Genomic DNA, 26985 nt, shown 5'->3' on the forward strand with positions numbered 1-26985 from the left:
TGTCTGGAATATAACGCTTTATGTTTCACGTGAAACGTTGCACGCAGCTATATCTGGGAGCAGGCTTTTTGGCGTCTTTAAGACTGTAGGCAGAGAACTGCGCCAGATAAATAAGAGGCTTTGTTCCAACTGCGAGTACAGACATGAAATAAGAAACGTATTAATAGTATGTACCCATATGTCGCTAACAATAGTGAACCTGGAAAGGAAATTACTTAGAATGGCAATTAAGAATAAGCAAGTTTTACTCGCTAACCGTCCCCATGGGTGGGTACAGGAGAGCGATTTTAGTATTGTGGAGACAGATGTGCCTGCCTTAAAGGATGGTGAGGTGCTGGTAAAGAATTTATACCTGTCGCTCGATCCTTATATGCGCGGACGCATGAATGAAGGTAAATCTTACGCAGCGAGCACGAATCTCAATGAGGTAATGGTTGGCGGAACCGTGGGAGTTGTAGTCGAGTCGAAAAATCCTGATTTTCAGGTTGATGATATGGTGCTGGGTTACTTTGGCTGGCAGACGTATGGCATTTCTGATAGCAAAGGTTTGGGTAAAATTAACGTCACCGAGCAGATTCCCGCCTCAGCCTATCTGGGTGTGCTGGGTATGCCAGGACTGACCGCCTGGGTAGGTCTGATAAGCATTGGTCAGCCAAAAGCTGGTGAAACAGTAGTAGTGTCGGCGGCTTCAGGTGCGGTAGGCAGTGTGGTTGGTCAGCTAGCTAAGGCCCATGGTTGTTATGTGGTCGGCATTGCTGGTGGCAAAACAAAATGTGACTATGTAGTCAACGAGCTAGGTTTTGATGCCTGCGTTGATTATAAAGCCGGACATCTGGTTGAGGATCTGACGGCTGCGACACCGAATGGTATTGATGTGTATTTCGAGAACGTTGGCGGCGAAATTCTGGAGGCCGTACTTGATAGACTGAATGCCCATGCACGCATTCCATTGTGTGGTTTGGTTTCTCAGTATAACGAGACCAACCCGCATCCAGTGCGCAACTTTGGCGCCTTTCTGATCAATCGCGTAAAGCTACAAGGTTTTATCGTTGGTGAGCATGCTGACCTTTTCCCGCAGGCATTCCAGGAACTAGGACAACTGGTTGCCAGTGGCAAATTGAAATACCGCGAAACCGTGGCAGAAGGTCTGGATAATGCTCCCAAGGCTTTCATTGGGATGCTGAAGGGCGAGAACCTGGGTAAGCAGCTGGTTAAGCTGGCATAGCAATCAGCCCTTGCAGAGAATAAATAAAGAAAATGCAGGTCCAGTAGGAATGTCTACCAGGCCTGCTTCTTCTTTTATCTTTTTGGATTTAAACGCTGCTACATGTCATCGGGCGCGGGCTCGCCACAAATACTACAGAAGCGCGCATTTGGACGATTCATATGACCACAGGGCCATGCTTTAAGCGATAAGGTATTTTGCCCGACAGGCAGCGAACCCTGGCCTGACTGCGAAGTTGGCGACCCGCTGGTGGAAGGGGTTACCGGGGGAGCCGGCGTCGTACCGCTGGCTGGATCTGGCTGACCTTTATCGGCAGCAGGAGCGGCCGCCGCCAGTGCCTGTTGTTCGGACGCAGCAGAACCCTTTTTCGGTTTTGACTTTGGACGTTGACGCAGCGCCGCCATAAAGAGGACTCCCACTAGCAATAGCAGCACGAGAACAGCACCAATCGTCAGAGCGATTGCCTGCCAGGCCACGGGTGTCTTCTTAGATGTTGGCTGGATCGGTGTACTCGTTGGCTTCCTGGTAGGGACTACATGTTCATTTTTAGCCTGCTGCTGCGCATAATTTTGAAACGACTGAATAGCTTTAAAGACTGGATAGTTCTTTTGCAGGTTAGCAAATTCCTGCTGGGACTGGCCCCAATGTCCAGCGTTGTTGGTAGCGTAGGTATTGAAGGCCTGGCTCCATTGTGTTTGTTGCTTGCCAGCTTTTGTGTCCAGATTAAGCGCTTTGATCATACTCTGGGCGCTGCTGCTAGCCTGTAGAAAGCTGGTTCCATTCTGGCCGCCGCTGGTATTAAGCGTGCCAAAGCTAACAATGCCAACAATATTGCCATTGTTATCCAGTGCAGGCCCACCACTATCTCCTTGCTCTACGTTGCCACCAACTTGAATCAACGGAGCCCCACTATTACTGGTCTTTAGCGAACTGACATAGATCTGGTTCAGCGAAGATGTCAACAAGCTATCTGGTGCCTTACTGACATCGGCATTGCCTGGAAAACCAATGATCGTCAGCTTATCCTGTGGATGCACATTGGTTGAATCTCCCAGTGGAACGCTCAGAGTATCGGTAATCGGCACATGGATAATTGCCGTATCCTGTTGATCGGATGGACTCTCCTTCTCAATTTTATCTACATTTACACCAACACCAGAAGGTAGGCTTTTAAAATCGGTCGCATTAGTTAGACCCGTATAAGCCGTACTCAAAAACACAGAAATACTCGGAGACTGAAAAGTTGGCGTAGACTTTAATTGTCCGCTGCTCAATTGCTGGACAACTTGATCGCTGGTAACCTGGGTTGAACCTTTCTGATTGGTATTTATATAATTAGCGATATCCTGGGCGGCTCGCGTATATAGAGCCGAGTTCATTTCTTGATTTTTAGGAGGACTGACAACATGGTCGGCGGTCAGGATATCACCTTGCGAGGTTATAAATGTACCCGAGCCCGACAAATCTATCTCATAGGTACCATTACTCTGTTGAGGAAAAGTCACATCTTTTGAAGGTGGAAAATGAACCGAGAGTTGCCCAGGGACGGCTGTAATGATGCGCACAACGGCTGGCTGCACAATATCCACCGCCCGGACAGCCGGATCGGAGACTGTTCCGCCCGGCATACTGTCTGCGTATGCATGTTGACTACCAGCGCAAAGAGCACAGAGCATCCCCACTACCAGCAGCAGATAGTATATGGGACGACTATTGGTCAACGAAACATTTGTCTGATGCATATATTTGTATTCCATCCCTATATGTAGAGATCGCATTGGTTTTGTGGCACACTATCTCTCTACAGCAAAAATACGTTTTGAGTGTAACAGGGTTGCATAGCCAGGCAATCAATTTGATACTTTAAATGTGGTTGTCTGAGCTAAAGACGGACCTCTCAAGCATCTCAGTGTTATAACTGCTGATCTGATTACATTCAAGCGCTGATGGCGATAATATTTGACCGCCTTCAGGCTGCCTGGTGCTGTACTATCTGTTTTTTCTCCACTCGCTGGCTAACAAACCATAAAGATGCAGATCCACATAATGATCATAGAGCCATTCAGCCTGGCGACTGATGCCCTCATGAGTGAAACCAAGACGTTGAGGTATAGCGCGGCTGCGAGCGTTACCAGTAGCACAACGAATCTCTACCTTATTGAGTTTCAAATCATTAAATGCATAATCGATAAAAGCGCCGCAGGCCTTTGTCATCAGACCATTGCCCTGGAACTGCTCGCCAAGCCAATAGCCAATTTCAACCTTGCGATTGGGCCAATCCACGGGATGATAGCTAATAGTACCAGTAATATTGCCTTTATACCAGATAGCGCATGCTACACTCTGGTTCTCTTGATACTGGCCCATGACAGTACGAATATAAGCCAGCTCATCGGCTACAGACTGTGTGTAGTCGATCCATGGTAGCCATTGCCGCAAATATGGGCGATTAGTATTAATCAAGCGAAAGATCTCCTGGGCATCGCTTTCTGCAATCGATTTTAGCTCTGTCGTATGGTCTATCTTCTTGTAAAAAAGTTTTTTTTCCATCACAGCAGGTGTCCTTTAATGTGTATTTGGGCAATTTGAAGTATACAAAAATAGCAGTGATTATTTCTCATTATGTTATCACGCAAAGGCTGTAGTGGACAGTTAATATTAGTTTTTCCTGAGTTTTTGACAGAGTTACATTTTTTAGAAACTTTACTATAGTGGAGACGCGTATTCAATAGTAGGACTCGAATCTAATTTTGAAATTTATCTAAAAATATACAAAAGGGAGCTTAATCATGAAAGCTGGAAAGACCTTTTCTTTCATGTTTCTCTGTATGGTTGCCTTTACTTTATTGATTAGCGCATGTAGTCAGACAACCACAGGAACTGGAAGCACCAATAAGCCCAGCGACCTCACTCCTCAGCAAGTATTGCAGAAGAGTGCGGACGCCATGAAAAAATTGAAATCATCGCATATCGAGGTAAAATCTGATACCAGCGTCCAGGCCGTTGAAGCCAAATCCAGTACTAATGGCAAAACTCCTTCAGCCACCAATCTGAACGTTTCGATGACTGGTTCCGGCGACCAGCAGGGTCCTGACCAGCAGCAACTTGCTCTGACTGTCAATTCTGCCCAGCAGACCAGTAAACTGGCTGAGGTTGTAAGCGGCAACAAAGTATATATTGAGAATAACCTTGGAAAATGGTATGTGATGGATAAGCAGCAGCTTGTAGGTTCGAACAGCAACATGTTCTCTGGCGTAACTGTCGACCAGAATAGCCTGCTGGGCCTTGTACAAAACGTCAAACTGACCGATCATGGAGCTGACACCCAGGCTGGACCGAGCCTGCGTCACCTGACCGCTTCCTTAGATAAGGCGGCTCTCCAACAGGTGCTCACTCAGAATCCTCAATTGAAGGGCGCGTTGGGCCAACAAAACATTGACACCATCTTAAAGTCAGCCAAACAGTTTAATGCGGTTGTTGACGTCTGGATCGACGAAAGTAAGTTCTATGTGCATCGCACACAGTTAAAACTGGATATTCTGGCAGACACCAGCGCGGTCTCAAAAGATGCTCCTTCAGCTGCCAAAAGTTCCGTGAAAACAGTTGTTGATTTGAGCAAGTTTGACCAGCCGGTCACCATTAAAGTTCCTACCAACGCAACACCAACCAGCAATCCTGCTACAGTCTTTGGGCTGTCCCAATAGTCGTCACTTTACTAATCGAATAAGTCTGGAGGGTGCCAGATAGTAGTGAATCTATAGTAATACCCGATAACCTCTATATAAAAAGGCGCGATACTTTCTCTGAGTATCGCGCCTTTTTGTGTAATGGTAATTTTACCTTGTTTTTCAATAAGGGGATTGTTATAATACATAAAATTTAATTTGAGTTATAGATTTCTACAATTAGTGGAGACGCAGATATATTTTTATCGCTGAAAGCTATTTAGAGCGCCATTGCCGTTTTATCCTAGCTATTCAGGAATTATATTATTGGAAAGCATTAATGGAGGTGTGACAACTATGGCACAACCGATGCAAGTATTGCGTCATCAAGAGATTTCTCCCGAAACTATCCAGCACGCTAACGCTCATCAGCTTGGAAACGTCCAGGTTGAATACAAAGTTCGCATGGGTAAAACGCAGATAAAATACATCATTGTATTTGCAATTGTTGCTCTTGTTTTGGGCCTCACTGGCGTTGGGATGGCCTCAGATGGTGGAGATAGCGCAATCGGCTCGAGTATTTTTCTATTGATCGCACTTGTGTTTTCAGGCATGGCTATTTTTTATGGCCTGCAGCCCGTTCTTTTTCGCTCCTGGCGAGTTGGCATCTGTGCGTATGGCCTGCTTTATGTGCGTGGAAGCAAGGTCGATGCTTTTCGCTGGGATCGGATTACGGCATTTTTCATCCAGGTTGTAAATACGTACTATTACGGCGTCCGTACAGGAACAAGGCATAAATATAGAGTGCAGTATAACGATGGTCGCAAAGCTGTCTTTACTGACATGTTTGCGGATGCCGAAGAAATCGGCAACGCCATTGATTATGAACTGACACGTGTGCAATTGCCAATGGCGATCGCGGCCTTCGATGCCGGTCAAGCGCTAACTTTTGGTACATTGCAGGTTAGCAGACAGGGTTTGGCCAAATCCCCACAGCACTGGTTGCCCTGGCAAGAACTAAAAGATGTGCAAGTTAACCGTGGCATCATCAGCATAAGAAAATCGGGTCAAATGCTGAACTGGTCTACTGTACGGGTTGCGCGTATGCCTAATATGCATATCTTCCTGGCCCTGGTTGAGCGTGCACGCCAGCAGCAACCACCTATTCCTCCTGTATATCCAGGTTATTAATTGAACGTAGCTATTCTCGTAGAAAGCATCCGAGGTGCCTAATTTCAACCTGCTGATGTCACTGGCAAATTACGTTGTTAGTAGACGCCAACCTCAGGCATATCCACAACGCTAACATCAGCTTATAGATAGTCAGACATATAGTACAGTCAAAAGGCTCGCTGGCTCAAATCGGCCAGCGAGCCTTTTGACTGTACCTTTATCATTCAAATTGATGTCGATTTCCTGGTTCACCAGGAATTTTTAAACATTTTATTATTTTAGGTCAAAAAGGCTTGACAGGTCGTGGTAGTTATGGCATAATCATCGAGCTGTCAAAAAAGCGACAATCACCCGCCTCAGCGAGCGTGGGTGCTCCTGTCCGTTTGCATCAGTTGTGCTACGGTAAGGTAGCTCCTCTGGGATCAGATGTTTCCCCCATGAACGGCCCAACGCAGATCTGCGTCCGCGGACGTTTCAGGCCTTTTCGACCAGTGGTTGCCACGGCGACCGGGAGAAACAACGAATTTTCGGAGCCGAGCAAAAAGTGGTCGGAAAACCGCTTGACAAAGCACAATGGATATGCGATACTACAGCACACGAGACAAGCGAACGAAAAAAGAACAAACGCTTGTCTGATGACGAAACACTGGTTTCGTCGATTGCGTACCTTGACAACTGAAGAGTGGAAAGCAGAACAGCAACTGGAACAACAATACAATGCACCAGTTCCTGTCAATTCGGACGCTTGATGGTTCCACCATTGAGCATCCATCATAATCTGCGAAACAAGCCAATGTTAATGTAACTTGGCCATGATCGCAACTTCACATGCAATTGACATTCGCTCGTTGAGCGTGATGTGTCTATACTACAATTGGATGGCGAGTTTGATCCTGGCTCAGGATAAACGCTGGCGGCGTGCCTAACACATGCAAGTCGAACGCCCTTAGCAATAAGGGAGTGGCGGACGGGTGAGTAACACGTGGGTTATCTGCCTCCGGGTGAGGAATACCGGCGAGAAATCGCCGACAATACCGCATACGCTCTTCCACACGAAGAGCAAAGCCGGAAACGGCGCCGGGAGATGAGCCTGCGCTCGATTAGTTGGTTGGTGGGGTAATGGCCTACCAAGGCGACGATCGATAGCTGGTCTGAGAGGACGATCAGCCACACTGGGATTGAGAACGGCCCAGACTCCTACGGGGGGCAGCAGTGAGGAATTTTCGTCAATGGGGGCAACCCTGAACGAGCAACGCCGCGTGCAGGATGACGGCCTTCGGGTTGTAAACTGCTTTTCTCTGGGACGAGAACGGACGGTACCAGAGGAATCAGCCTCGGCTAACTACGTGCCAGCAGCCGCGGTAATACGTAGGAGGCGAGCGTTGTCCGGAGTTACTGGGCGTAAAGCGCACGCAGGCGGTCAGATAAGTCTGTGGTGACAGTCGTCGGCTCAACTGACGAAGGACGATGGAAACTGTTTGACTTGAGGGCTTCAGAGGGACACGGAATTCCGGGTGGAGTGGTGAAATGCGTAGATATCCGGAGGAACACCAATGGCGAAGGCAGTGTCCTGGGAAGCACCTGACGCTCAGGTGCGAAAGCTAGGGGAGCGAACAGGATTAGATACCCTGGTAGTCCTAGCCGTAAACGATGACCACTAGACGTTGGGGGTATCGACCCCTTCAGTGTCGTAGTTAACACAGTAAGTGGTCCGCCTGGGGAGTACGGTCGCAAGATTAAAACTCAAAGGAATTGACGGGGACCCGCACAAGCAGCGGAGCGTGTGGTTTAATTCGATGCAACGCGAAGAACCTTACCAAGGCTTGACATGGACCTGCACCAGCCGTAACGGGCTGTCTCTTCGGAGCGGGTTCACAGGTGCTGCATGGCTGTCGTCAGCTCGTGTCGTGAGATGTTGGGTTAAGTCCCGCAACGAGCGCAACCCCTGTCGTTAGTTGAACTTCTCTAACGAAACTGCCATTTCAAAATGGAGGAAGGCGGGGATGACGTCAAGTCAGCACGGCCCTTACGCCTTGGGCGACACACACGCTACAATGGTCAGGACAAAGAGTGGCCAACCCGCGAGGGGGAGCTAATCTCGTCAAACCTGGCCTCAGTTCAGATTGGAGGCTGCAACCCGCCTCCATGAAGTTGGAGTTGCTAGTAACCGTAGGTCAGCACACTACGGTGAATACGTTCCCGGGTCTTGTACACACCGCCCGTCACACCACGAAAGTTGGCAACACCTGAAGCCGCTGGGCTAACCCTTCGGGGAGGCAAGCGTCGAGGGTGGGGTCAGTGATTGGGGTGAAGTCGTAACAAGGTAGCCGTACCGGAAGGTGCGGCTGGATCACCTCCTTTCTAGGGAGCTTGAACAACCGTTTATGGAAGCCATAAACACACGAGGTTGTTCCACTTCCAGGTCGAACAGGACACGGTCGCTGTGTTGCCAGAAGCGAAGCTGGTTTCCACTCTTGAGCTGTTGGGGTACAGCTTCTGCTCTCATGGGAGCATGATGGCCAACAGTGCACCCTGAACAATTGAATACGATCTATCTTCAATTTTGCTGAGCCAAGAAGGTCAGCCAGAGTTGAAGCAGAGGGTCGTCTGGTTGGAGTCATCCAACCAACGACACGAACAAGCATTCACATACATGATGAAGAAACGAAGAGAACAAGCTACACAGAGTACGAGGTGGATGCCTTGGCGCTAAAGACCGAAGAAGGACGCGGAGACCGGCGAAACGTTCGGGGGGAGCTGCATACAAGCGATGAACCCCGAGAATCCGAATGAGGCAACTCCTCCAGAGTGATGTCTGGAGACCGCCTGCTGAACACATAGGCAGTGACGGGGGGCAGTGGGTGAACTGAAACATCTCAGTAACTCGACGAACAGAAATCAACCGAGATTCCCGTAGTAGTGGCGAGCGAACCGGGAGGAGCCCAAACCAGTGGTTCTTCGGAACCAGTGGGGTTGTAGGACCGACAACAAAGGACCCTGGCTTACTTGAACACGTTGGAAAGCGTGACCAGAGCGAGTGAGAGTCTCGTAGAGGACGAGCGAGGGGACTGGGTCGGGATCCTGAGTACCACGAGACACGTGCAATCTTGTGGGAAGCTGGGGGGACCACCCTCCAAGGCTACACATCTTTAGCGACCGATAGCGAACAAGTACCGTGAGGGAAAGGTGAAAAGCACCCCGAGAGGGGGATGAAAGAGACCCTGAAACCACGTACTCACCAGCAGTCAGAGGCCACTGTAGCACGAGCTACTAAGGGCTGATGGCGTGCCTTTTGTAGAATGATCCGGCGAGTGCATCGTCGTAGCCTGGTTAACCAGCGCTAAAGCTGGGGAGCCCCAGGGCAACCGAGTCTGAAGAGGGCGGATGTTGCGGCGATGCGACCCGAAACCGTGTGAGCTATCCATGAGCAGAGTGAAGCGGATGTGACAGTCCGTCGAGGCTCGCACCCACCAGTGTTGCAAAACTGGGGGATGACTTGTGGATAGGGGAGAAATTCCAATCGAACACGGAGATAGCTGGTTCTCCCCGAAATGTATTGAGGTACAGCTGTATGTTGTACTATCCTGGAGGTAGAGCTCTGGATGGGCTAGGGGCCTCGTGCAGGTTACCAAACCCAAGCAAACTGCGAATGCCAGGACAGCATGCATGCAAGTGAGACGGCGGGGGCTAAGCTTCGTCGTCAAAAGGGAAACAGCCCAGACCATCGGCTAAGGTCTCCAAATCCATGCTTAGTGTTAAAGGGGGTCACAACGCCCAAACAGCCAGGATGTTGGCTTAGAAGCAGCCACCATTTAAAGAGTGCGTAATAGCTCACTGGTCGAGTGTCGTGGCACCGACAACGTATCGAGGCTCAAGTATGGTACCGAAGCCATGGAATCTCTCGTCACGAGAGATTGGTAGGGGAGCGTTCTGTTGGGCAGAGAAGCCAGACCGTGAGGACTGGTGGAGCGAACAGAAGTGAGAATGCCGGAATGAGTAGCGTCATGTCTGTGATAACCAGACACACCGAATGCCTGAGGGTTCCTGGGCACCGTCAATCGTCCCAGGGTGAGTCGGGTCCTAAGCCGAGGACGTCATCGTCGTAGGCGATGGAAAGCAGGTCAGAGATTCCTGCACCGGAGATGCTCGTTACGAGCAATGGGGGGACGCGGTAAGGAAGGTGAGCCCATCGATTGGACAGGATGGGTCTGTGCGCTGAAGTGCGAAGCCGAGGCAAATCCCGGTTTCCTGTGCATGACACGTGCAGCGAGCGGACGACAAGTCCGCGGAAGTCATCGGCCCCTAGGCCGCCAAGAAAAGCCTCTCGCCAGAGTTGTCTCCGCCCGTACCGCACACCGACACAGGTAGGCAGGGGGAACACTCCCCAGGTGATCGAGCGACCCTCTGTTAAGGAACTCGGCAAATTGACCCCGTACCTTCGGAAGAAGGGGTGCCCTAGTAGCTTTCAGGTTTACCTGGGGGTGAGGGGGTTGCAAGAAATTGGCTCAACCGACTGTTTACCAAAAACACAGGTCTCTGCGAACGCGCAAGCGGAAGTATAGGGGCTGACTCCTGCCCAGTGCCGGAAGGTTACGAGGAGCGGTGTGCGTAGCCGCGAATCTAAGCCCCGGTGAACGGCGGCCGTAACTATAACGGTCCTAAGGTAGCGAAATTCCTTGTCGGGTAAGTTCCGACCCGCACGAAAGGAGTAACGAGTTGAGCACTGTCTCGACAGAGGACTCGGCGAAATTGAAGTACCCGTGAAGATACGGGTTACCCACGACAGGACAAAAAGACCCCGTGGAGCTTTACTACACCTTGACCCGGAAACGAGGCAGAGCGTGCGTAGCATAGGTGGGAGTCGGAGAACCTATCCTTGTGGGGGTAGGGGAGACAGCAGTGAAATACCACTCTCGGTGTGTTTTGTTTCTCACACGTCACCGTGAGCCGGGACGTGGACAGGATCAGGCGGGTAGTTTGACTGGGGCGGTCGCCTCCCAAAGAGTAACGGAGGCGCCCAAAGGTTCCCTCAGGGTGGATGGACATCACCCATGAGAGTGTAAAGGCACAAGGGAGCTTGACTGCAAGACGGACAGGTCGAGCAGGGACGAAAGTCGGGCTTAGTGATCCCACATTCCCGAGTGGAAGGAGTGTGGCTCAACGGATAAAAGCTACCCCGGGGATAACAGGCTTATCTTGCCCAAGAGTTCACATCGACGGCAAGGTTTGGCACCTCGATGTCGGCTCGTCGCATCCTGGGGCTGGAGTAGGTCCCAAGGGTTGGGCTGTTCGCCCATGAAAGCGGCACGCGAGCTGGGTTCAGAACGTCGCGAGACAGTTCGGTCTCTATCCGTCGTGGGCGCAGGAGAATTGAGGGGCGTCATCTCCAGTACGAGAGGACCGAGATGGCTCGACCGCTGGTGTGCCAGTTGGCCTGCCCGGGCCAGAGCTGGATAGCTATGTCGAGAAGGGATAAGCGCTGAAAGCATCTAAGCGCGAAGCCGCACCCAAGACGAGTTCTCCCATTCTCTGCGGAGAATCAAGATCCCAGGAAGACGACCTGGTGGATAGACGACACGTGGACACCTGGTAACAGGCGGAGCGAAGTCGCCCTAATGATCGTACGGCTTGTTTCACCATTGTATCTTCATCGTGGAGCGCGTGAGTGCCCTCGGCTTCAGCTCGGCTGACTGCTGGCTCGGCAAAATTGAGGATAGATCGTATGCAGTTGTGCAGAACCAGAGAGATCTTACTTGGCAGAAGTAAGGTCTTTTTTGTTTTTCCCGATTATATATATTACTTAAAAGGCACCTGAAAATCATGTGGTTCGCGCCTGCGGCCCCTGACGCTGCGCACCTGCGGCGCTCAAAATTTTTTATATACCGAGTTGCATGCAGTGCGCTGAGCGCACTGCATGCAACTCGGTATATAAAAATCTGCGGCCGCGTATGCGGACGCCCGCAAGGAGGAGCTTTGCTTCCTATCACCAGAAGGATGATGAACGTGCCTCCTCTTTTTATTTAGTGGTGCGAAAAGGAGAGCGATATGGATTTTCAATCTCTCTTTGAGTGTCCCATTATAGAACAGACACGGCTGGATCCTGGTTATTCAGGGCATATGAATGACGTCTGGCGTATCACCACCCGTGATACAACGTGCGTACTGCGCGTTCTGCGGCCAGAAAAGCTCAGCGGACCTTTCTGGGCTGGTTGTTCTGCTTTGTTTGGTATCGATCCTACCAACATCTTTGACCTTGAACATATCAATGCCATGCTCAATCCTCTTAGCTCTCTCTCTATTCCTCAGATTATCTCTAAAGGTATACTAGATGGCAGGGCTTATGTGATGGTAGAGTGTATGGCTGGCTCACCATTGAAGCACTTCGGAACATTGCTAGAGGTTGCCCTGGAAAGATTGGGACAGCAGTTGGCGCACATCCACACCTTGCGCTTCCCCTATTATGGCCATCCGACAGGACGCCAGCAGGGGCCGCTCCCTATATTTCATCAGCACCTGGTACAGACTATGAGGATGCTGGTAGAACAATATCATGCGGATGACTTCTCCATCAAAGAGACGCTGAAATCTATTTCTGCCAGCGCCCTCCAACTGCCCGTACCTGCTGAGTCGTCGTTAATTATGATTGATATGGACCCTACTCAATTCCTGGTCAATGATGGTTATGTGGAGTCGCTGGTTGATACAGAGGCATATGCGCTCGGACCACGCGCTTTAGACTTTATTGCTCTGGAATATATACTTTCTCGCCGAGAGGCTAAGGCGCTGGCGCGTGGATATCGCAGTGTTCTGGCATTGCCGGAGCTGACGGCGGTGCGGCCTGTCTATCGCTACTTTTATCGCCTGCTAGAGATTCAGGGAAGACCAGATATAGCCAGCTGGCTGGCACATCCGGTGCTCTTTTGAGCTGCTGTAGGTGCGTCCCTTGCGAACGCTTTAAGCCTCATCACGCAGCAACAAAAAAACACCTATGTGGGCAGGTGAGATGGCGACTTCCTATTTTCCCACGCAGTTGCCCACGCAGTATCATCGGGGATGAAGAGCTTAACTTCCGTGTTCGGGATGGGAACGGGTGTGCCCTCTTCTCTACAGTCACCAGCTCACCTGCACATACAGGTGTTCTTGACTTGAAGAATAATACTACAGCTAAAAGCCTTTGTCAACCCCTATTTCCAGGTTTTTATTCAAGTTTAGTACCTGGGAAGCAAAATGCCCCTGGGCCTGGGGAACGCAGGAGCGAATCGCATGGCTTTTTCAGACACTCTCTTATGTTTTGAGCTTCCATAAGGTTTAAGCTCATGCCATAAGAAGGCAGCCATGATGGAAATCAGACACGTTTTTATGTCAGGCCTGGTGCGTGACAGGGGTGTCCTTCAGGAAGAAAGTGGTAAAGAGTACCATTATACTGAGCACCAGTACCATCAGGAATCCGTTTTGGAGCACGCTGGCGAGCCCAAGTTGGGCGTTGATGGTAGCTGGAAGGCCAGCACTGCTATTTCCGGCCAGGGCTCCGTTCACGACGATCCCCATCAGGGCCGCACCCAACGTCAGGCCAAGCTGGCCCAGGTAGCGGATTACGCTGGTTCCCACTCCGAGCTGTGTTTGTGGGATGGAATTTTGGGCGGCAATCATCTGGATAGTGAAGAAGGAGCCCGTACCCAGTCCGATCAGTACCAGATCGAGGCCGATGATAAGGATGCTGCTCTGCTGCGTCATGAGCATGAGCAAGAAGATCCCAAGCGTCATTATGCCAGCGGCTATAATTGCCGTCATCTGGTAGCGTTTGCGTGCCGCAATGATCCCTCCCGCGATAGCGGCTCCCAGCGATAGACTGACCGAGAGCGCGGTGATCAGGGCGCCAGCGCCGGTTGGCGAAAGAGTCAGCACGCCTTGCAAAAACAATGAGAGCGGAATGAAGGCACCGATGAGGATCATGCTCTGGATGAGCGTCAACAATGCATCAGCTGCAAAGACCTGCTGTCTGAACAGAGCGAGTGGAATAATGGGTTCAGCAGCCTTGCGCTCGACTAACAGAAAGAGTACTGCGAGGATCAGCGAGGCGATCAGCAGCGCCACCACAGGCAGCGATGTCCAGGCTGTGATCTGTGTACTTCCAAGACTCAAGCCGAGTAACAGGCTACAGGTTGCCCCCACGAGCAGTAACCCTCCGAGCCAGTCGATGCTATTGAGAGCGAAACGCCCATTTGCCTGCTCCCTCGGTTGTGTGGACGAATGGGTGGGCAGGTAGATCCACAGCATAAGCAGGGCGAGCAGGCCGACAGGCAGATTGAGGTAGAATAGCCAGCGCCAGCGTGTATCATCGCTGACGAAGCCAGCGAGCAGCGGACCATGATCAGTGATCCAGCCGCCCAGCGTTGGACCACACAACTGGGAGATGCCAAAGACGATCCCAAGCAGTCCCTGCTTGCTGGCCCGCTGCTCTGGTGGAAAAAGATCCCCAACGACCGTAATCACCAGCCCGATGCCAATGCCGCTGCCAAGTCCCTGGATGGCGCGAAAGAAAATGAGCTGATCCATCGTCTGAGAAACACCGGCCAGTCCAGACCCCAGCAGGAATATGACGATCCCGCTGAGCAGGAAACCTTTGCGACCAAACTGATCCGAGAGTTTTCCCGCTAGTGGCACCACAGCCGTTGCCGCCAGCAAGTAGGCGGCCACAACCCAGGTATAGCTGCCGAAGCCATGCAGGCTGCTGGCAATGCGTGGCATGGCGGGAGTCACGATCAGGTTATCCAGTGCTTCCAGAAAAGCTGTGAGTAGCAGGGCCACCATAATGAGCACCAGTGCAGGTCCATGCAGGCGACGACTGCTTTCTTGCACTGGTGACGGTGTTGAAATTGATGAAGACATCGTTTCCATACGTTTCTCTCTGAATCTTCGTTCAAGTATAGTGTGTTTTGTGTCATGCATTTTGGCGACCAGAGAATGAAACTATTCCCCCAGTCGCCATTGCTGATTAGCGGATGATCAGCTGGTCTGTTGTGTCCGGCTTGCCAGCAAGGATTTGAGGCGTTCGGCGTTCTGTGGCTGTGTTTTCTTCATTTCTTGCCTCATGAAGAACTCCGCCACTTTGGGAACGTTTTCTACCTCAACCGTGAAGTGGACGCGGCAGGTTCCTGCGGAGAGCGGCTCGATCCGGTAGCTCTCGCGGAACGGACTACTGGCAGAGTCTGCGGTGGCTATGGTCAGCAGATGATCTGGTTCAAACTCGGTGACGCTCATTGTTTTCTCGCTCTTGAATCCGGAGAACTTGCCCGCTTCGAAGTAGCTGGTTCCTGGATGAGCTGGCCCAGGAGGGCTGACACGAACCTCAAGGATGCCTTTTATCCAGTCGGGCCGGGCTTCCAGATTGGTGAGAAGCGCAAAAACGGAAGTCTGTGGATAGTCAAAAGTGTCGCTATATTCGAAAGTTGCCATTTTTATGTTCCTTTATTTCTTTTATCTAGTTCATTAATGTTTTTGTTTAGCGAAAAAGGAGGCTGGAGAGGGCCCCGATTAAGGCCCGCTGAGCTTCTTGCTTGCTCTCCTCTGCGCCCTTGCTCCTCCAGCCGATGAAGCCATCGGGGCGAACGAGCACCGCGCCAGTCGGCGTGATGCCATACGCATCACAGAACCAGTTCTCAGTATCGATAAGATCCCCTGCCTCGGTGCCGATCTGATAGCTGTCCAGGGGAATATGCAGGACGTCTTTAGCGTTTTGAGCCGCTTCTTTCCAGTGCTGTCCATTTGGACCAGCGAACAGGACAAAATGGGAAGCGATCAGGTCCAGCGTGGAAACAGGTTTGCCTCTGTGTTTGAGCATGAGATGGGCAGCGTGGGTGCCTGGTTGTCCCTGCCATAGATGCGGATACTGGGCAAGGGGAAGCTGCTCATCACCTGTTTCATGCACAAATGCCCCCACGCGGTAGCGATAGCCCCGATTGATTACCCTGATATCTACGGTGATCCCATCTGAGCCTTCGTTCTGGCGCTGCTGAGAAAGTAATGCCACTTGCTCGGATGTATAGTCAGCTACCGGGCGCCGCTCTATGTCGTATGTGGTGAGCAGAGCCTCCCCCGCCTCTCCACGCAGGACCGCGGCCAGCTTCCAGGCCAGGTTGTACGCCTCGGCGATGCCGGTATTGCCTCCCAGGCCACCGCTGGGAGGCTGTGTGCGCGCGGCATCCCCAACCAGGAAGGCTCGTTCCTGCTGGAAGCGATCGGCCACCAGCGCGTTCATTTCCCAACTGAGCGTGGTTTTGATCCGCACCGGCAGATCAGGTATGCCTGCTGCTGCTCGGATCAATTGGATACAGCGCTCCTCTGTATAGTCAGCAAGCGTCTCTTCGTCAGCATCATAGCCCACATCCAGTCGAAAGAGATCTGGTCGCAACGAAGAGCCTGGATACGGGACGAACGACCCAACTGTGATGGTGTCGTTACTAAGGAAGCACATGATGGCGTGCCGCTTACGGAACAGCTCCATCAGGTCAGCCTCAAAGATCATGCTGATGAACGTTCCCATGCTTCCTATTCCATGTTGACCAATACCAAGTTGCTTGCGGGTCTCGCTCTGACTGCCATCAGCCACCACTAGAAATCGAGCGCGAACCATACATGTGTTCTGGCTTTTGTGCTCACGAATGGTGGCGGTGATGCCCTCCACGTCTTGTTTGAATGCTACCAGCTCGGTCCCAAAGCGCAGATCTCCACCGAGCCGCTCTGCCTGCGCCCGCAGCACAGGTTCCAGCATATCCTGCGCAATGGCACTACCACGCGCAGGACTGCTAGGGTCGTTGAACAAGGAGTCGATATCTTCCTGTAGGCAATCAAACTCCTGGCCCACCAGGCTTTCCAACAATGGGACATTGTTACCCTCAGGGATAGGAGGTTCGATCTCCTGTATGGCTTCCTCGATCCCGGCAAAACGGAACATCTCCATTGTGGGCGGCGTGAAGCCAATGGCGCGCGGATGAATGGCAGTGCCTGGATGGCGCTCAACCAGCAGCGAGGAAATACCGTGCCTGGAAAGGAAGAGAGATGTAGACAGGCCGACCAGGCCACCTCCCACAATCAGCACCGGCGTAACTTCAGCGTTATCAAGATGATGAGATGATGTATTCATTATTGCTCCTCATGGTATTTTTTTGTTTTATGTCATCTGTATCTGTTATGAAGAATGTTACACTTCGGACAGCCTGAGCACAGTCACCAAAGGGATACCATGAGGATACTTTCGAGAGGAGAGCGCGATAAGAAGAGATGGTAGCAAAAAGGATACCATCTCAGACATAGTGGGCGAGAGATGAGCTAGCGTGAGCTAGAGTAACGAGAGTGCACGTGCATGTGCGATGGCCTGTGTCCTATTCTCAGCATCTAATTTGCTGCGAATACTGGCGACGTGTTTCTTGGCAGTGGCGAGCGAGATCACCAGCTGTCGAGCGATCTCCTGGTTGGATGCTCCTTCGGCAAGTAGATGCAGGACCTCCATCTCACGTGCGGTGAGTGGCTCGGGGAGCTGTTGCGCAGTTCGGGAAGCAGGGATTGATGACGTTTTGGATATTGAAGGGGTGGTGACTGGCGTCTTTTGCTGCTGTTGATCGCTTGCAAAGGCCGTGAGCACGCTGTGGGCATGAGCGGCAAGCGCTGGGGGAACGAGAGAGCCATTTGGCTGGACGTCTGAAGCTGTGAGTAATGCCTGGAGTGCCTGTCTCATTGGTGTTCCAGCATCGAGGAAGACGCGTATGCATCCTTCGGGTTGCGTTAAGGTGAGTAGCCTATGGAGAACGTGAAGCGCTGCTGGTGTATCATCCGCGGACTGCAACGTGGCTACCTGCAGCGCCAGGATGGCGATCACGCTTCCTTCTCGCGCAACCTGTTCGGCGCCGTGCAGCAGCGAGGCAAGCCACTGCAGGGCCAATGGATACTGTTGCTGCGCCAGATAGACGCGCGCCAGCGCCAGGTAGGCGCTTTCGCGACTGTAAGAGAGAGCCTCCTGATGATAGGTGGTGTGCTCTGCCCAGTCTACCACCCACCCCAGATGGCCCTGGGCCAGCCAGAGTTGGGCCCAGAGACTTTCAATCCACGGACGAAAAAGTGGGATACCAGCAGATTGGTTAACTTGCTCCATCTTGCGTATGGTTTGTTTAGCTCCAGTCAAATCTCCCTGAGCTATATAGCAACGCGCGAGTACCTCATAAGCGCCCATGAGAATATCCATATATTGTAAAGCAGCCGTCCTATCGATCGCTTTTTGCGCAGCAGCTTTGGCGATATCAAGCTGGTTCCATGCATAGGCAAACTGAGCCTGGAAGAGATCGGGATACGCCGCCAGCGGAGCCGGAACTCTCAGGCTGGTGACTAACTGTTGGAGCTCCTGGCAGTATTCATTAGCCTGCCTCAACTGCCCAAGGGCAATCAGCGCGGCGATCAGGCCCCAGAGGTACTGGACCTCTAGATAGCGGTTCTGCGTTAGCCAGTCCATCCTCCTGATTTTCTGAATGGTAGCCACCATGCGAGGGAAATCTCCCGCCATGCGCCAGGCTATGGCGAACGGTGCCAACCTATGCTGCTGCCACATGATGTCGTCATCCAGAGGCAAGCGTTGCAGTAGCTCCGCGACGCTGTTCAATTGCGCGGCATCACCATCAGAGAGAGCCCCGGCTACCAGGTTCCATGCCTTGAGAACCATGATGCGATCGTGTAAGCGGTCCCGCTCGATGGAAGGAAAGACTGCCTGATCTTCGCTTTGCAACAACAGCTCAACGTCCTTCTGGAGTTGTTGAAGATACGCCTTTTCTTCTTGCTGCTGATGAGAGAAAGGGAACAGCATATTGAAGGCCAGGATGTAGCTAGTGGTAAGGCGAGGATGCATGCGCAAAACCTCTCGCGGAAGCAGCTTGATCCAGGTTAGCAGCGTTTTTAGCTCTCCTTGTAGATACAAGCGCTCGATGCAATCCTCTAGCAATTCCGCTACGAACAAGAAGTCCTGTGTTGCCAGCGCGTGAGGGATGGCTTCGTGAGGCCATTCCTGGCGCTGATACCAGAGCGCCGCCTCCCGATGCAGGCGTCCTATTTGCTCGGGCTCCGTTATCTGCAAGCGGGCTTGCAGCACCTCGCGGAAGAGCGTCTGGAATCGATACCAGCGCCGCTCCTCGTCGAGAGGAATCAGAAAAAGGTTGGCTCGCTCCAACGACTCCAGCATCTGCTGACTGGCTGGATCTCCGGTCAGAACCTGGCACACCTCCGCATTCATCTGGTCAAGCACCGACGTATACAGCAGAAAGCGTTGTTGTGACTCTGGCAAAGTTGCCAGAATCTCCTCCTGTACATAATCCAGAATAAAGCGGTGGCTGCCGGTAAATGTTTGGAGGAAGTTTGAGACATCACTGTGCCTGCGTAGAGAGAGGGCCGCCAGTTGGAGACCGGCGATCCATCCTTCTGTGCGCGTTTTCAATTGACCAACCTGCTCCTCCGAGAGTGCCAGGCCCATGACCTGGATCATAAACTGCGTTGCCTCTTCGTCGCTCAAGCGTAGATCAGCCTCACGGATCTCGACTACCTGACCTCGCGCCCGCAGACGTGGCAGGGGCAACTGGGGGTCGCTGCGACTGGCCAGCAGTAGATGCAGGTGGGGAGGAAGATTCTCAAGCAAGAACTGCAACGACTCATGAATCGCATGCTCTCGAATCAGATGATAATCATCGAGGATCAGAGTGGTGTCCTGTGCCAATGTTGCCAGTTCGTTGATAAGGGCAGTTAAAGCGCCAGTTAGCAGGGAAGGCTGTGGCGAGTAGAGCATTGCCAGGGTTGCCTCTCCAATGAGAGATCCACTGTGCCTGAACGCAGCAATTACATAAGCCCAGAATCGCGTCGGGTCGTTATCCTGTTCACCAAGCGTGAGCCAGGCGACCTGGCCGCTATTCTGGCTGGCCCAGGCCGAGAGCAGCGTCGTTTTGCCAAAGCCCGCGGGCGCCGAGAGCAACATCAAAGGAAACAAGCGATTCTGATCAAGGACGGTGAACAGGTGCATGCGGTGCAGCAGTATAGGACGAACGGGTGGAATGGTGAACTTGGTCACCAACAAATCTGGCTCAGGCATCTAAATCTGTCCTTTTTCGGCAAGTCTCTGGCAACATCATCGATATCAAGCATGCATATTTCCTTATTTTTCATGAGCAAGTATACCTGAGATACGCTCAAATGTTAATATTCTGTTCTATTTTTCAAATGTTCAAAGCCTCTTTTTTGTTTCTCAGTCAAGTGTTTGACAAACAAATTTATCCTTTACTTTCCCATAAAAGAAGGATTGATCCGGAGCGTTGTTTTTTTTATGGAGAAAATGGTATACGAATTTTGTGGTCGAGTTAAAATAAGTATGAAAAGTGCTTGACAAAGCGAATGGAGCTATGGCATAATCGTTGAGCTGTCGAAACAAGACAATCACCCGCATCTTTATTAGAGTGAGTGCTCCTGTCCCTTTCGCTCCGATTGTGCCACGATAAGGTGGCTCCTCCGAGATAGCATATATCTCAATCACTGTCTCAACAATTGTTGTATCAGTGGGAACGTCTGCCCTTTTTGAGGCGTTTACGCTGGCTTGCCAGGCATACAGACGAGAAAAACGAATTTTCGGAGCTGAGCAAAAAGTGGTCGGAAAACCGCTTGACAAAGCACAATGGATATGCGATACTACAGCACACGAGACAAGCGAACGAAAAAAGAACAAACGCTTGTCCACTGGTGAAACAACGGTTTTATCAGCCAGGTACCTTGACAACTGAAGAGTGGAAAGCAGAACAGCAACTGGAACAAACAATACAAGTAACCAGTTCCTGTCAATTCGGTCCCAGCGCAGTTCTCCTGCGATGGTGACCATATAATCTGCGAAACAAGCCAATGTTAATGTAACTTGGCCATGATCGCAACGCACATGCAATTGAGCGTCGCTTGTTGAGTGACGATTCATCTATACAATTGGATGGCGAGTTTGATCCTGGCTCAGGATAAACGCTGGCGGCGTGCCTAACACATGCAAGTCGAACGCCCTTAGCAATAAGGGAGTGGCGGACGGGTGAGCAACACGTGGGTTATCTGCCTCTGGGTGAGGAATACCGGCGAGAAATCGCCGACAATACCGCATAGGCTCTTCCACACGAAGAGCAAAGCCGGAAACGGCGCCCGGAGATGAGCCTGCGCTCGATTAGTTGGTTGGTGGGGTAATGGCCTACCAAGGCGACGATCGATAGCTGGTCTGAGAGGACGATCAGCCACACTGGGATTGAGAACGGCCCAGACTCCTACGGGGGGCAGCAGTGAGGAATTTTCGTCAATGGGGGCAACCCTGAACGAGCAACGCCGCGTGCAGGATGACGGCCTTCGGGTTGTAAACTGCTTTTCTCTGGGACGAGAACGGACGGTACCAGAGGAATCAGCCTCGGCTAACTACGTGCCAGCAGCCGCGGTAATACGTAGGAGGCGAGCGTTGTCCGGAGTTACTGGGCGTAAAGCGCACGCAGGCGGTCAGATAAGTCTGTGGTGACAGTCGTCGGCTCAACTGACGAAGGACGATGGAAACTGTTTGACTTGAGGGCTTCAGAGGGACACGGAATTCCGGGTGGAGTGGTGAAATGCGTAGATATCCGGAGGAACACCAATGGCGAAGGCAGTGTCCTGGGAAGCACCTGACGCTCAGGTGCGAAAGCTAGGGGAGCGAACAGGATTAGATACCCTGGTAGTCCTAGCCGTAAACGATGACCACTAGACGTTGGGGGTATCGACCCCTTCAGTGTCGTAGTTAACACAGTAAGTGGTCCGCCTGGGGAGTACGGTCGCAAGATTAAAACTCAAAGGAATTGACGGGGACCCGCACAAGCAGCGGAGCGTGTGGTTTAATTCGATGCAACGCGAAGAACCTTACCAAGGCTTGACATGGACCTGCACCAGCCGTAACGGGCTGTCTCTTCGGAGCGGGTTCACAGGTGCTGCATGGCTGTCGTCAGCTCGTGTCGTGAGATGTTGGGTTAAGTCCCGCAACGAGCGCAACCCCTGTCGTTAGTTGAACTTCTCTAACGAAACTGCCATTTCAAAATGGAGGAAGGCGGGGATGACGTCAAGTCAGCACGGCCCTTACGCCTTGGGCGACACACACGCTACAATGGTCAGGACAAAGAGTGGCCAACCCGCGAGGGGGAGCTAATCTCGTCAAACCTGGCCTCAGTTCAGATTGGAGGCTGCAACCCGCCTCCATGAAGTTGGAGTTGCTAGTAACCGTAGGTCAGCACACTACGGTGAATACGTTCCCGGGTCTTGTACACACCGCCCGTCACACCACGAAAGTTGGCAACACCTGAAGCCGCTGGGCTAACCCTTCGGGGAGGCAAGCGTCGAGGGTGGGGTCAGTGATTGGGGTGAAGTCGTAACAAGGTAGCCGTACCGGAAGGTGCGGCTGGATCACCTCCTTTCTAGGGAGCTTGAACAACCGTTTATGGAAGCCATAAACACACGAGGTTGTTCCACTTCCAGGTCGAACAGGACACGGTCGCTGTGTTGCCAGAAGCGAAGCTGGTTTCCACTCTTGAGCTGTTGGGGTACAGTACCCGCAACACGTATGGCGCACCAGGGGGTGCAAGGGGACGGTTGTCCCCCTGCCGGGGGTGTGGGGGTGGCCCCCACGATCTTCTCTCCCTCTTCTGCGAGCCGCCGCAGGCGGCGACGCGTGTGGCGGCAGCCACAACAGTGCACCTGAACAACTGAAGATAGTATTCCTTCAATTTTGCTGAGCGATTGATATGCCAGCCAGAGTTGAAGCAGAGGATCGATTTGTTCGATTTAGAACAAGTCAAAGCATTCAGAGACATGATGTAGATCTGAACGAAGAGAACAAGCTACACAGAGTACGAGGTGGATGCCTTGGCGCTAAAGACCGAAGAAGGACGCGGAGACCGGCGAAACGTTCGGGGGGAGCTGCATACAAGCGATGAACCCCGAGAATCCGAATGAGGCAACTCCTCCAGAGTGATGTCTGGAGACCGCCTGCTGAACACATAGGCAGTGACGGGGGGCAGTGGGTGAACTGAAACATCTCAGTAACTCGACGAACAGAAATCAACCGAGATTCCCGTAGTAGTGGCGAGCGAACCGGGAAGAGCCCAAACCAATCATCCTTCGGGACGATTGGGGTTGTAGGACTGACAGCAAACACCGATGAACTACTTGAACACGTTGGAAAGCGTGACCAGAGCGAGTGAGAGTCTCGTAGAGGACGGTTTATTGGTGTGGGTCAGGATCCTGAGTACCACGAGACACGTGCAATCTTGTGGGAAGCTGGGGGGACCACCCTCCAAGGCTACACATCTTTAGCGACCGATAGCGAACAAGTACCGTGAGGGAAAGGTGAAAAGCACCCCGAGAGGGGGATGAAAGAGACCCTGAAACCACGTACTCACCAGCAGTCAGAGGCCACTGTAGCACGAGCTACTAAGGGCTGATGGCGTGCCTTTTGTAGAATGATCCGGCGAGTGCATCGTCGTAGCCTGGTTAACCAGCGCTAAAGCTGGGGAGCCCCAGGGCAACCGAGTCTGAAGAGGGCGGATGTTGCGGCGATGCGACCCGAAACCGTGTGAGCTATCCATGAGCAGAGTGAAGCGGATGTGACAGTCCGTCGAGGCTCGCACCCACCAGTGTTGCAAAACTGGGGGATGACTTGTGGATAGGGGAGAAATTCCAATCGAACACGGAGATAGCTGGTTCTCCCCGAAATGTATTGAGGTACAGCTGTATGTTGTACTATCCTGGAGGTAGAGCTCTGAATGGGCTAGGGGCCTCGTGCAGGTTACCAAACCCAAGCAAACTGCGAATGCCAGGACAGCATGCATGCAAGTGAGACGGCGGGGGCTAAGCTTCGTCGTCAAAAGGGAAACAGCCCAGACCATCGGCTAAGGTCTCCAAATCCATGCTTAGTGTCAAAGGGGGTCACAACGCCCAAACAGCCAGGATGTTGGCTTAGAAGCAGCCACCATTTAAAGAGTGCGTAATAGCTCACTGGTCGAGTGTCGTGGCACCGACAACGTATCGAGGCTCAAGTATGGTACCGAAGCCATGGAATCCATCGCAAGGTGGATTGGTAGGGGAGCGTTCTGTTGGGCAGAGAAGCCAGACCGTGAGGACTGGTGGAGCGAACAGAAGTGAGAATGCCGGAATGAGTAGCGTCATGTCTGTGATAACCAGACACACCGAATGCCTGAGGGTTCCTGGGCACCGTCAATCGTCCCAGGGTGAGTCGGGTCCTAAGCCGAGGACGTCATCGTCGTAGGCGATGGAAAGCAGGTCAGAGATTCCTGCACCGGAGATGCTCGTTACGAGCAATGGGGGGACGCGGTAAGGAAGGTGAGCCCATCGATTGGACAGGATGGGTCTGTGCGCTGAAGTGCGAAGCCGAGGCAAATCCCGGTTTCCTGTGCATGACACGTGCAGCGAGCGGACGACAAGTCCGCGGAAGTCATCGGCCCCTAGGCCGCCAAGAAAAGCCTCTCGCCAGAGTTGTCTCCGCCCGTACCGCACACCGACACAGGTAGGCAGGGGGAACACTCCCCAGGTGATCGAGCGACCCTCTGTTAAGGAACTCGGCAAATTGACCCCGTACCTTCGGAAGAAGGGGTGCCCTAGTAGCTTTCAGGTTTACCTGGGGGTGAGGGGGTTGCAAGAAATTGGCTCAACCGACTGTTTACCAAAAACACAGGTCTCTGCGAACGCGCAAGCGGAAGTATAGGGGCTGACTCCTGCCCAGTGCCGGAAGGTTACGAGGAGCGGTGCACGTAGCCGCGAATCTAAGCCCCGGTGAACGGCGGCCGTAACTATAACGGTCCTAAGGTAGCGAAATTCCTTGTCGGGTAAGTTCCGACCCGCACGAAAGGAGTAACGAGTTGAGCACTGTCTCGACAGAGGACTCGGCGAAATTGAAGTACCCGTGAAGATACGGGTTACCCACGACAGGACAAAAAGACCCCGTGGAGCTTTACTACACCTTGACCCGGAAACGAGGCAGAGCGTGCGTAGCATAGGTGGGAGTCGGAGAACCTATCCTTGTGGGGGTAGGGGAGACAGCAGTGAAATACCACTCTCGGTGTGTTTTGTTTCTCACACGTCACCGTGAGCCGGGACGTGGACAGGATCAGGCGGGTAGTTTGACTGGGGCGGTCGCCTCCCAAAGAGTAACGGAGGCGCCCAAAGGTTCCCTCAGGGTGGATGGACATCACCCATGAGAGTGTAAAGGCACAAGGGAGCTTGACTGCAAGACGGACAGGTCGAGCAGGGACGAAAGTCGGGCTTAGTGATCCCACATTCCCGAGTGGAAGGAGTGTGGCTCAACGGATAAAAGCTACCCCGGGGATAACAGGCTTATCTTGCCCAAGAGTTCACATCGACGGCAAGGTTTGGCACCTCGATGTCGGCTCGTCGCATCCTGGGGCTGGAGTAGGTCCCAAGGGTTGGGCTGTTCGCCCATGAAAGCGGCACGCGAGCTGGGTTCAGAACGTCGCGAGACAGTTCGGTCTCTATCCGTCGTGGGCGAAGGAGAATTGAGGGGCGTCATCTCCAGTACGAGAGGACCGAGATGGCTCGACCGCTGGTGTGCCAGTTGGCCTGCCCGGGCCAGAGCTGGATAGCTATGTCGAGAAGGGATAAGCGCTGAAAGCATCTAAGCGCGAAGCCGCACCCAAGACGAGTTCTCCCATCACATGCGTGTGATCAAGATCCCAGGAAGACGACCTGGTGGATAGACGACACGTGGACACCTGGTAACAGGCGGAGCGAAGTCGCCCTAATGATCGTACGGCTTGTTTCATCCATTGTATCTTCATCGTGGCTCAAGAATGCGAGCCCTCTGCTTCACGCTTTGGATGGCAGTGCGCTCGGCAAAATTGAGGGAATACTATTTCCAGTTGTACTGTGCGACCAATGCACACAGATAGGCTTTACTCATGCTGAGTAAGGTCTTTTTTTGTTCACATGCTGAATTTTGTTGAGGAGATCTATTACTTATCTCAAGGATTAAATGATTTTGGTAATTTTGTTTTAAGTGGGTGATAGCCTCCACCTAATTCAGGTATCTTGCCAGTCTTGATTGCATCTCTCACCAAAGGCATATTGTGGACTGCCACCGGATTGCGTGGCTCCATTTTTAATGAGGTGACCAACTCTTTTTCTGCCTCTACAAATCTTTTTTGTATAATCAAGCAGGAAGCCAGATTATTATGTGGTTGTGGAAGGCAATCGCTGATGGCTATTACCTGGCGGAATACTGCTTCCGCCTCTTCCCATTTCTGCTCATCCATCAATCGTAAACCGGCATATTCAAGTTTTTCTTGCGCAATAAGTTGTTCAAGAGTAAAACCTTTTCCTCTTCTTCTCAAACTATCTTCCGCGCCTCTCCTGATCAGCTTTGTAGTGTCCTTTACCGCCTTGTTTTGCAGTAAACTTTCATCTGCCTTAATTGCTTGTTCAAGCGCTACTAAGGCCTCGCCCGATTGCATTGCATACATGCAGGATCGAGCGTACATAAGAACCAGGAAACCATCTTTAGGTGCCAGTCTGGCTGCCTGACTGAGCGTTTCATATGCTCGTTCGTACTCTTCCAGCGCCATCATGGCGGTGCCCCGATTTAGAAGGACCTCTGGAAGATGGGGTGATGTTTTGGGGAGATAGTTAATTAACATTTCACTGATTTCGAGGGCTCTATCAAACTGTCCCTCAACCAGATCAAATTGAAGTTGATTGAGTAATTTAAGCACCCGTAACGATTCGGTTGGTGCTTGAGAGGAATAGTTTTTCTTGTGATGTTGTGTTTTTTTGGCCATCTCTACCTATCCATCCCTGTTCTTTATCATAATATGATATCATACCATA

Annotated in this window: 12 protein-coding genes and 5 rRNA genes; 8 read left to right on the forward strand and 9 right to left on the reverse strand. The window is 52.0% G+C overall.

The genetic code is table 11. The features are described 5' to 3' along the window. The first annotated feature begins 220 nt into the window (after nt 1-220). The gene (gene curA / locus JMI88_RS17265; RefSeq protein ID WP_201363176.1) at nt 221-1225 is read left to right on the forward strand and encodes an NADPH-dependent curcumin/dihydrocurcumin reductase; all 1005 of its coding nucleotides are present in this window, start codon (nt 221-223) and stop codon (nt 1223-1225) included. A 98-nt stretch (nt 1226-1323) separates the two neighbouring features. Here the strand turns inward: curA and JMI88_RS17270 are convergent, their stop codons facing one another. Next, nucleotides 1324-2967: a trypsin-like peptidase domain-containing protein gene (locus JMI88_RS17270; RefSeq protein WP_201363177.1), complete on the reverse strand. Its 1644-nt coding sequence runs from the start codon at nt 2965-2967 to the stop codon at nt 1324-1326. A 247-nt stretch (nt 2968-3214) separates the two neighbouring features. Continuing rightward, entirely contained in the window at nt 3215-3775 is a 561-nt protein-coding gene (locus JMI88_RS17275) for a GNAT family N-acetyltransferase (RefSeq protein WP_201363178.1), read from the reverse strand. A gap of 239 nt (nt 3776-4014) precedes the next feature. Here JMI88_RS17275 and JMI88_RS17280 point away from each other — a divergent pair, with 239 nt between their 5' ends. The 5 genes from JMI88_RS17280 (at nt 4015) to JMI88_RS17300 (ending at nt 12987) form a co-directional block, all read left to right on the forward strand. Beyond that, nucleotides 4015-4929 carry a LolA-like protein gene (locus JMI88_RS17280; RefSeq protein WP_201363179.1) on the forward strand — a complete coding sequence of 305 codons (915 nt, stop codon included), beginning with the start codon at nt 4015-4017 and terminating at the stop codon, nt 4927-4929. Nucleotides 4930-5247: 318 nt separating this feature from the next. Further along, nucleotides 5248-6081, forward strand: a complete 834-nt coding sequence (locus tag JMI88_RS17285) for a DUF6585 family protein (RefSeq protein ID WP_201363180.1) — start codon at nt 5248-5250, stop codon at nt 6079-6081. Nucleotides 6082-6938: 857 nt separating this feature from the next. Continuing rightward, nucleotides 6939-8424, forward strand: a 16S ribosomal RNA gene (locus JMI88_RS17290). A gap of 310 nt (nt 8425-8734) precedes the next feature. After that, a 23S ribosomal RNA gene (locus JMI88_RS17295) occupies nt 8735-11699 on the forward strand. Between the two features lie 409 nt (nt 11700-12108). Next, entirely contained in the window at nt 12109-12987 is an 879-nt protein-coding gene (locus JMI88_RS17300) for a phosphotransferase (protein ID WP_201363181.1), read from the forward strand. A gap of 77 nt (nt 12988-13064) precedes the next feature. Here the strand turns inward: JMI88_RS17300 and rrf are convergent. The 6 genes from rrf to JMI88_RS17330 form a co-directional block, all read right to left on the reverse strand. Further along, nucleotides 13065-13181, reverse strand: a 5S ribosomal RNA gene (rrf, locus tag JMI88_RS17305). A 244-nt stretch (nt 13182-13425) separates the two neighbouring features. Next, nucleotides 13426-14961, reverse strand: coding sequence for an MFS transporter (locus JMI88_RS17310; RefSeq protein WP_201363182.1), 1536 nt, complete (start codon nt 14959-14961; stop codon nt 13426-13428). Nucleotides 14962-15069: 108 nt separating this feature from the next. After that, entirely contained in the window at nt 15070-15519 is a 450-nt protein-coding gene (locus JMI88_RS17315; protein ID WP_201363183.1) for an SRPBCC family protein, read from the reverse strand. A gap of 46 nt (nt 15520-15565) precedes the next feature. Then, nucleotides 15566-17206, reverse strand: a complete 1641-nt coding sequence (locus JMI88_RS17320; RefSeq protein ID WP_201363184.1) for an FAD-dependent monooxygenase — start codon at nt 17204-17206, stop codon at nt 15566-15568. A 195-nt stretch (nt 17207-17401) separates the two neighbouring features. Beyond that, nucleotides 17402-20182 carry a winged helix-turn-helix domain-containing protein gene (locus JMI88_RS17325; protein WP_201363185.1) on the reverse strand — a complete coding sequence of 927 codons (2781 nt, stop codon included), beginning with the start codon at nt 20180-20182 and terminating at the stop codon, nt 17402-17404. A 153-nt stretch (nt 20183-20335) separates the two neighbouring features. After that, entirely contained in the window at nt 20336-20959 is a 624-nt protein-coding gene (locus tag JMI88_RS17330) for a hypothetical protein (RefSeq protein ID WP_201363186.1), read from the reverse strand. Between the two features lie 99 nt (nt 20960-21058). Here JMI88_RS17330 and JMI88_RS17335 point away from each other — a divergent pair. Continuing rightward, a 16S ribosomal RNA gene (locus tag JMI88_RS17335) occupies nt 21059-22544 on the forward strand. 416 nt (nt 22545-22960) lie between these two features. Next, nucleotides 22961-25924: ribosomal RNA gene (locus JMI88_RS17340) — 23S ribosomal RNA — on the forward strand. 199 nt (nt 25925-26123) lie between these two features. Here the strand turns inward: JMI88_RS17340 and JMI88_RS17345 are convergent. Then, entirely contained in the window at nt 26124-26936 is an 813-nt protein-coding gene (locus JMI88_RS17345) for a tetratricopeptide repeat protein (RefSeq protein WP_201363187.1), read from the reverse strand. Nucleotides 26937-26985 lie beyond the last annotated feature (49 nt).

The sequence above is a fragment of the Dictyobacter formicarum genome (genome assembly GCF_016587435.1).

What these genes read in the sequence shown, in the direction of transcription:
- JMI88_RS17280 (WP_201363179.1), top strand. Translation starts at nt 4,015, where the DNA reads ATGAAAGCTGGAAAGACCTTTTCTTTCATGTTTCTCTGTATGGTTGCC.
- JMI88_RS17325 (WP_201363185.1), bottom strand. Translation starts at nt 20,182, where the DNA reads ATGCCTGAGCCAGATTTGTTGGTGACCAAGTTCACCATTCCACCCGTT.
- JMI88_RS17330 (WP_201363186.1), bottom strand. Translation starts at nt 20,959, where the DNA reads ATGGTCACCATCGCAGGAGAACTGCGCTGGGACCGAATTGACAGGAAC.
- JMI88_RS17320 (WP_201363184.1), bottom strand. Translation starts at nt 17,206, where the DNA reads ATGAATACATCATCTCATCATCTTGATAACGCTGAAGTTACGCCGGTG.
- JMI88_RS17300 (WP_201363181.1), top strand. Translation starts at nt 12,109, where the DNA reads ATGGATTTTCAATCTCTCTTTGAGTGTCCCATTATAGAACAGACACGG.
- curA (WP_201363176.1), top strand. Translation starts at nt 221, where the DNA reads ATGGCAATTAAGAATAAGCAAGTTTTACTCGCTAACCGTCCCCATGGG.
- JMI88_RS17310 (WP_201363182.1), bottom strand. Translation starts at nt 14,961, where the DNA reads ATGGAAACGATGTCTTCATCAATTTCAACACCGTCACCAGTGCAAGAA.
- JMI88_RS17315 (WP_201363183.1), bottom strand. Translation starts at nt 15,519, where the DNA reads ATGGCAACTTTCGAATATAGCGACACTTTTGACTATCCACAGACTTCC.
- JMI88_RS17285 (WP_201363180.1), top strand. Translation starts at nt 5,248, where the DNA reads ATGGCACAACCGATGCAAGTATTGCGTCATCAAGAGATTTCTCCCGAA.
- JMI88_RS17270 (WP_201363177.1), bottom strand. Translation starts at nt 2,967, where the DNA reads ATGCATCAGACAAATGTTTCGTTGACCAATAGTCGTCCCATATACTAT.
- JMI88_RS17345 (WP_201363187.1), bottom strand. Translation starts at nt 26,936, where the DNA reads ATGGCCAAAAAAACACAACATCACAAGAAAAACTATTCCTCTCAAGCA.
- JMI88_RS17275 (WP_201363178.1), bottom strand. Translation starts at nt 3,775, where the DNA reads ATGGAAAAAAAACTTTTTTACAAGAAGATAGACCATACGACAGAGCTA.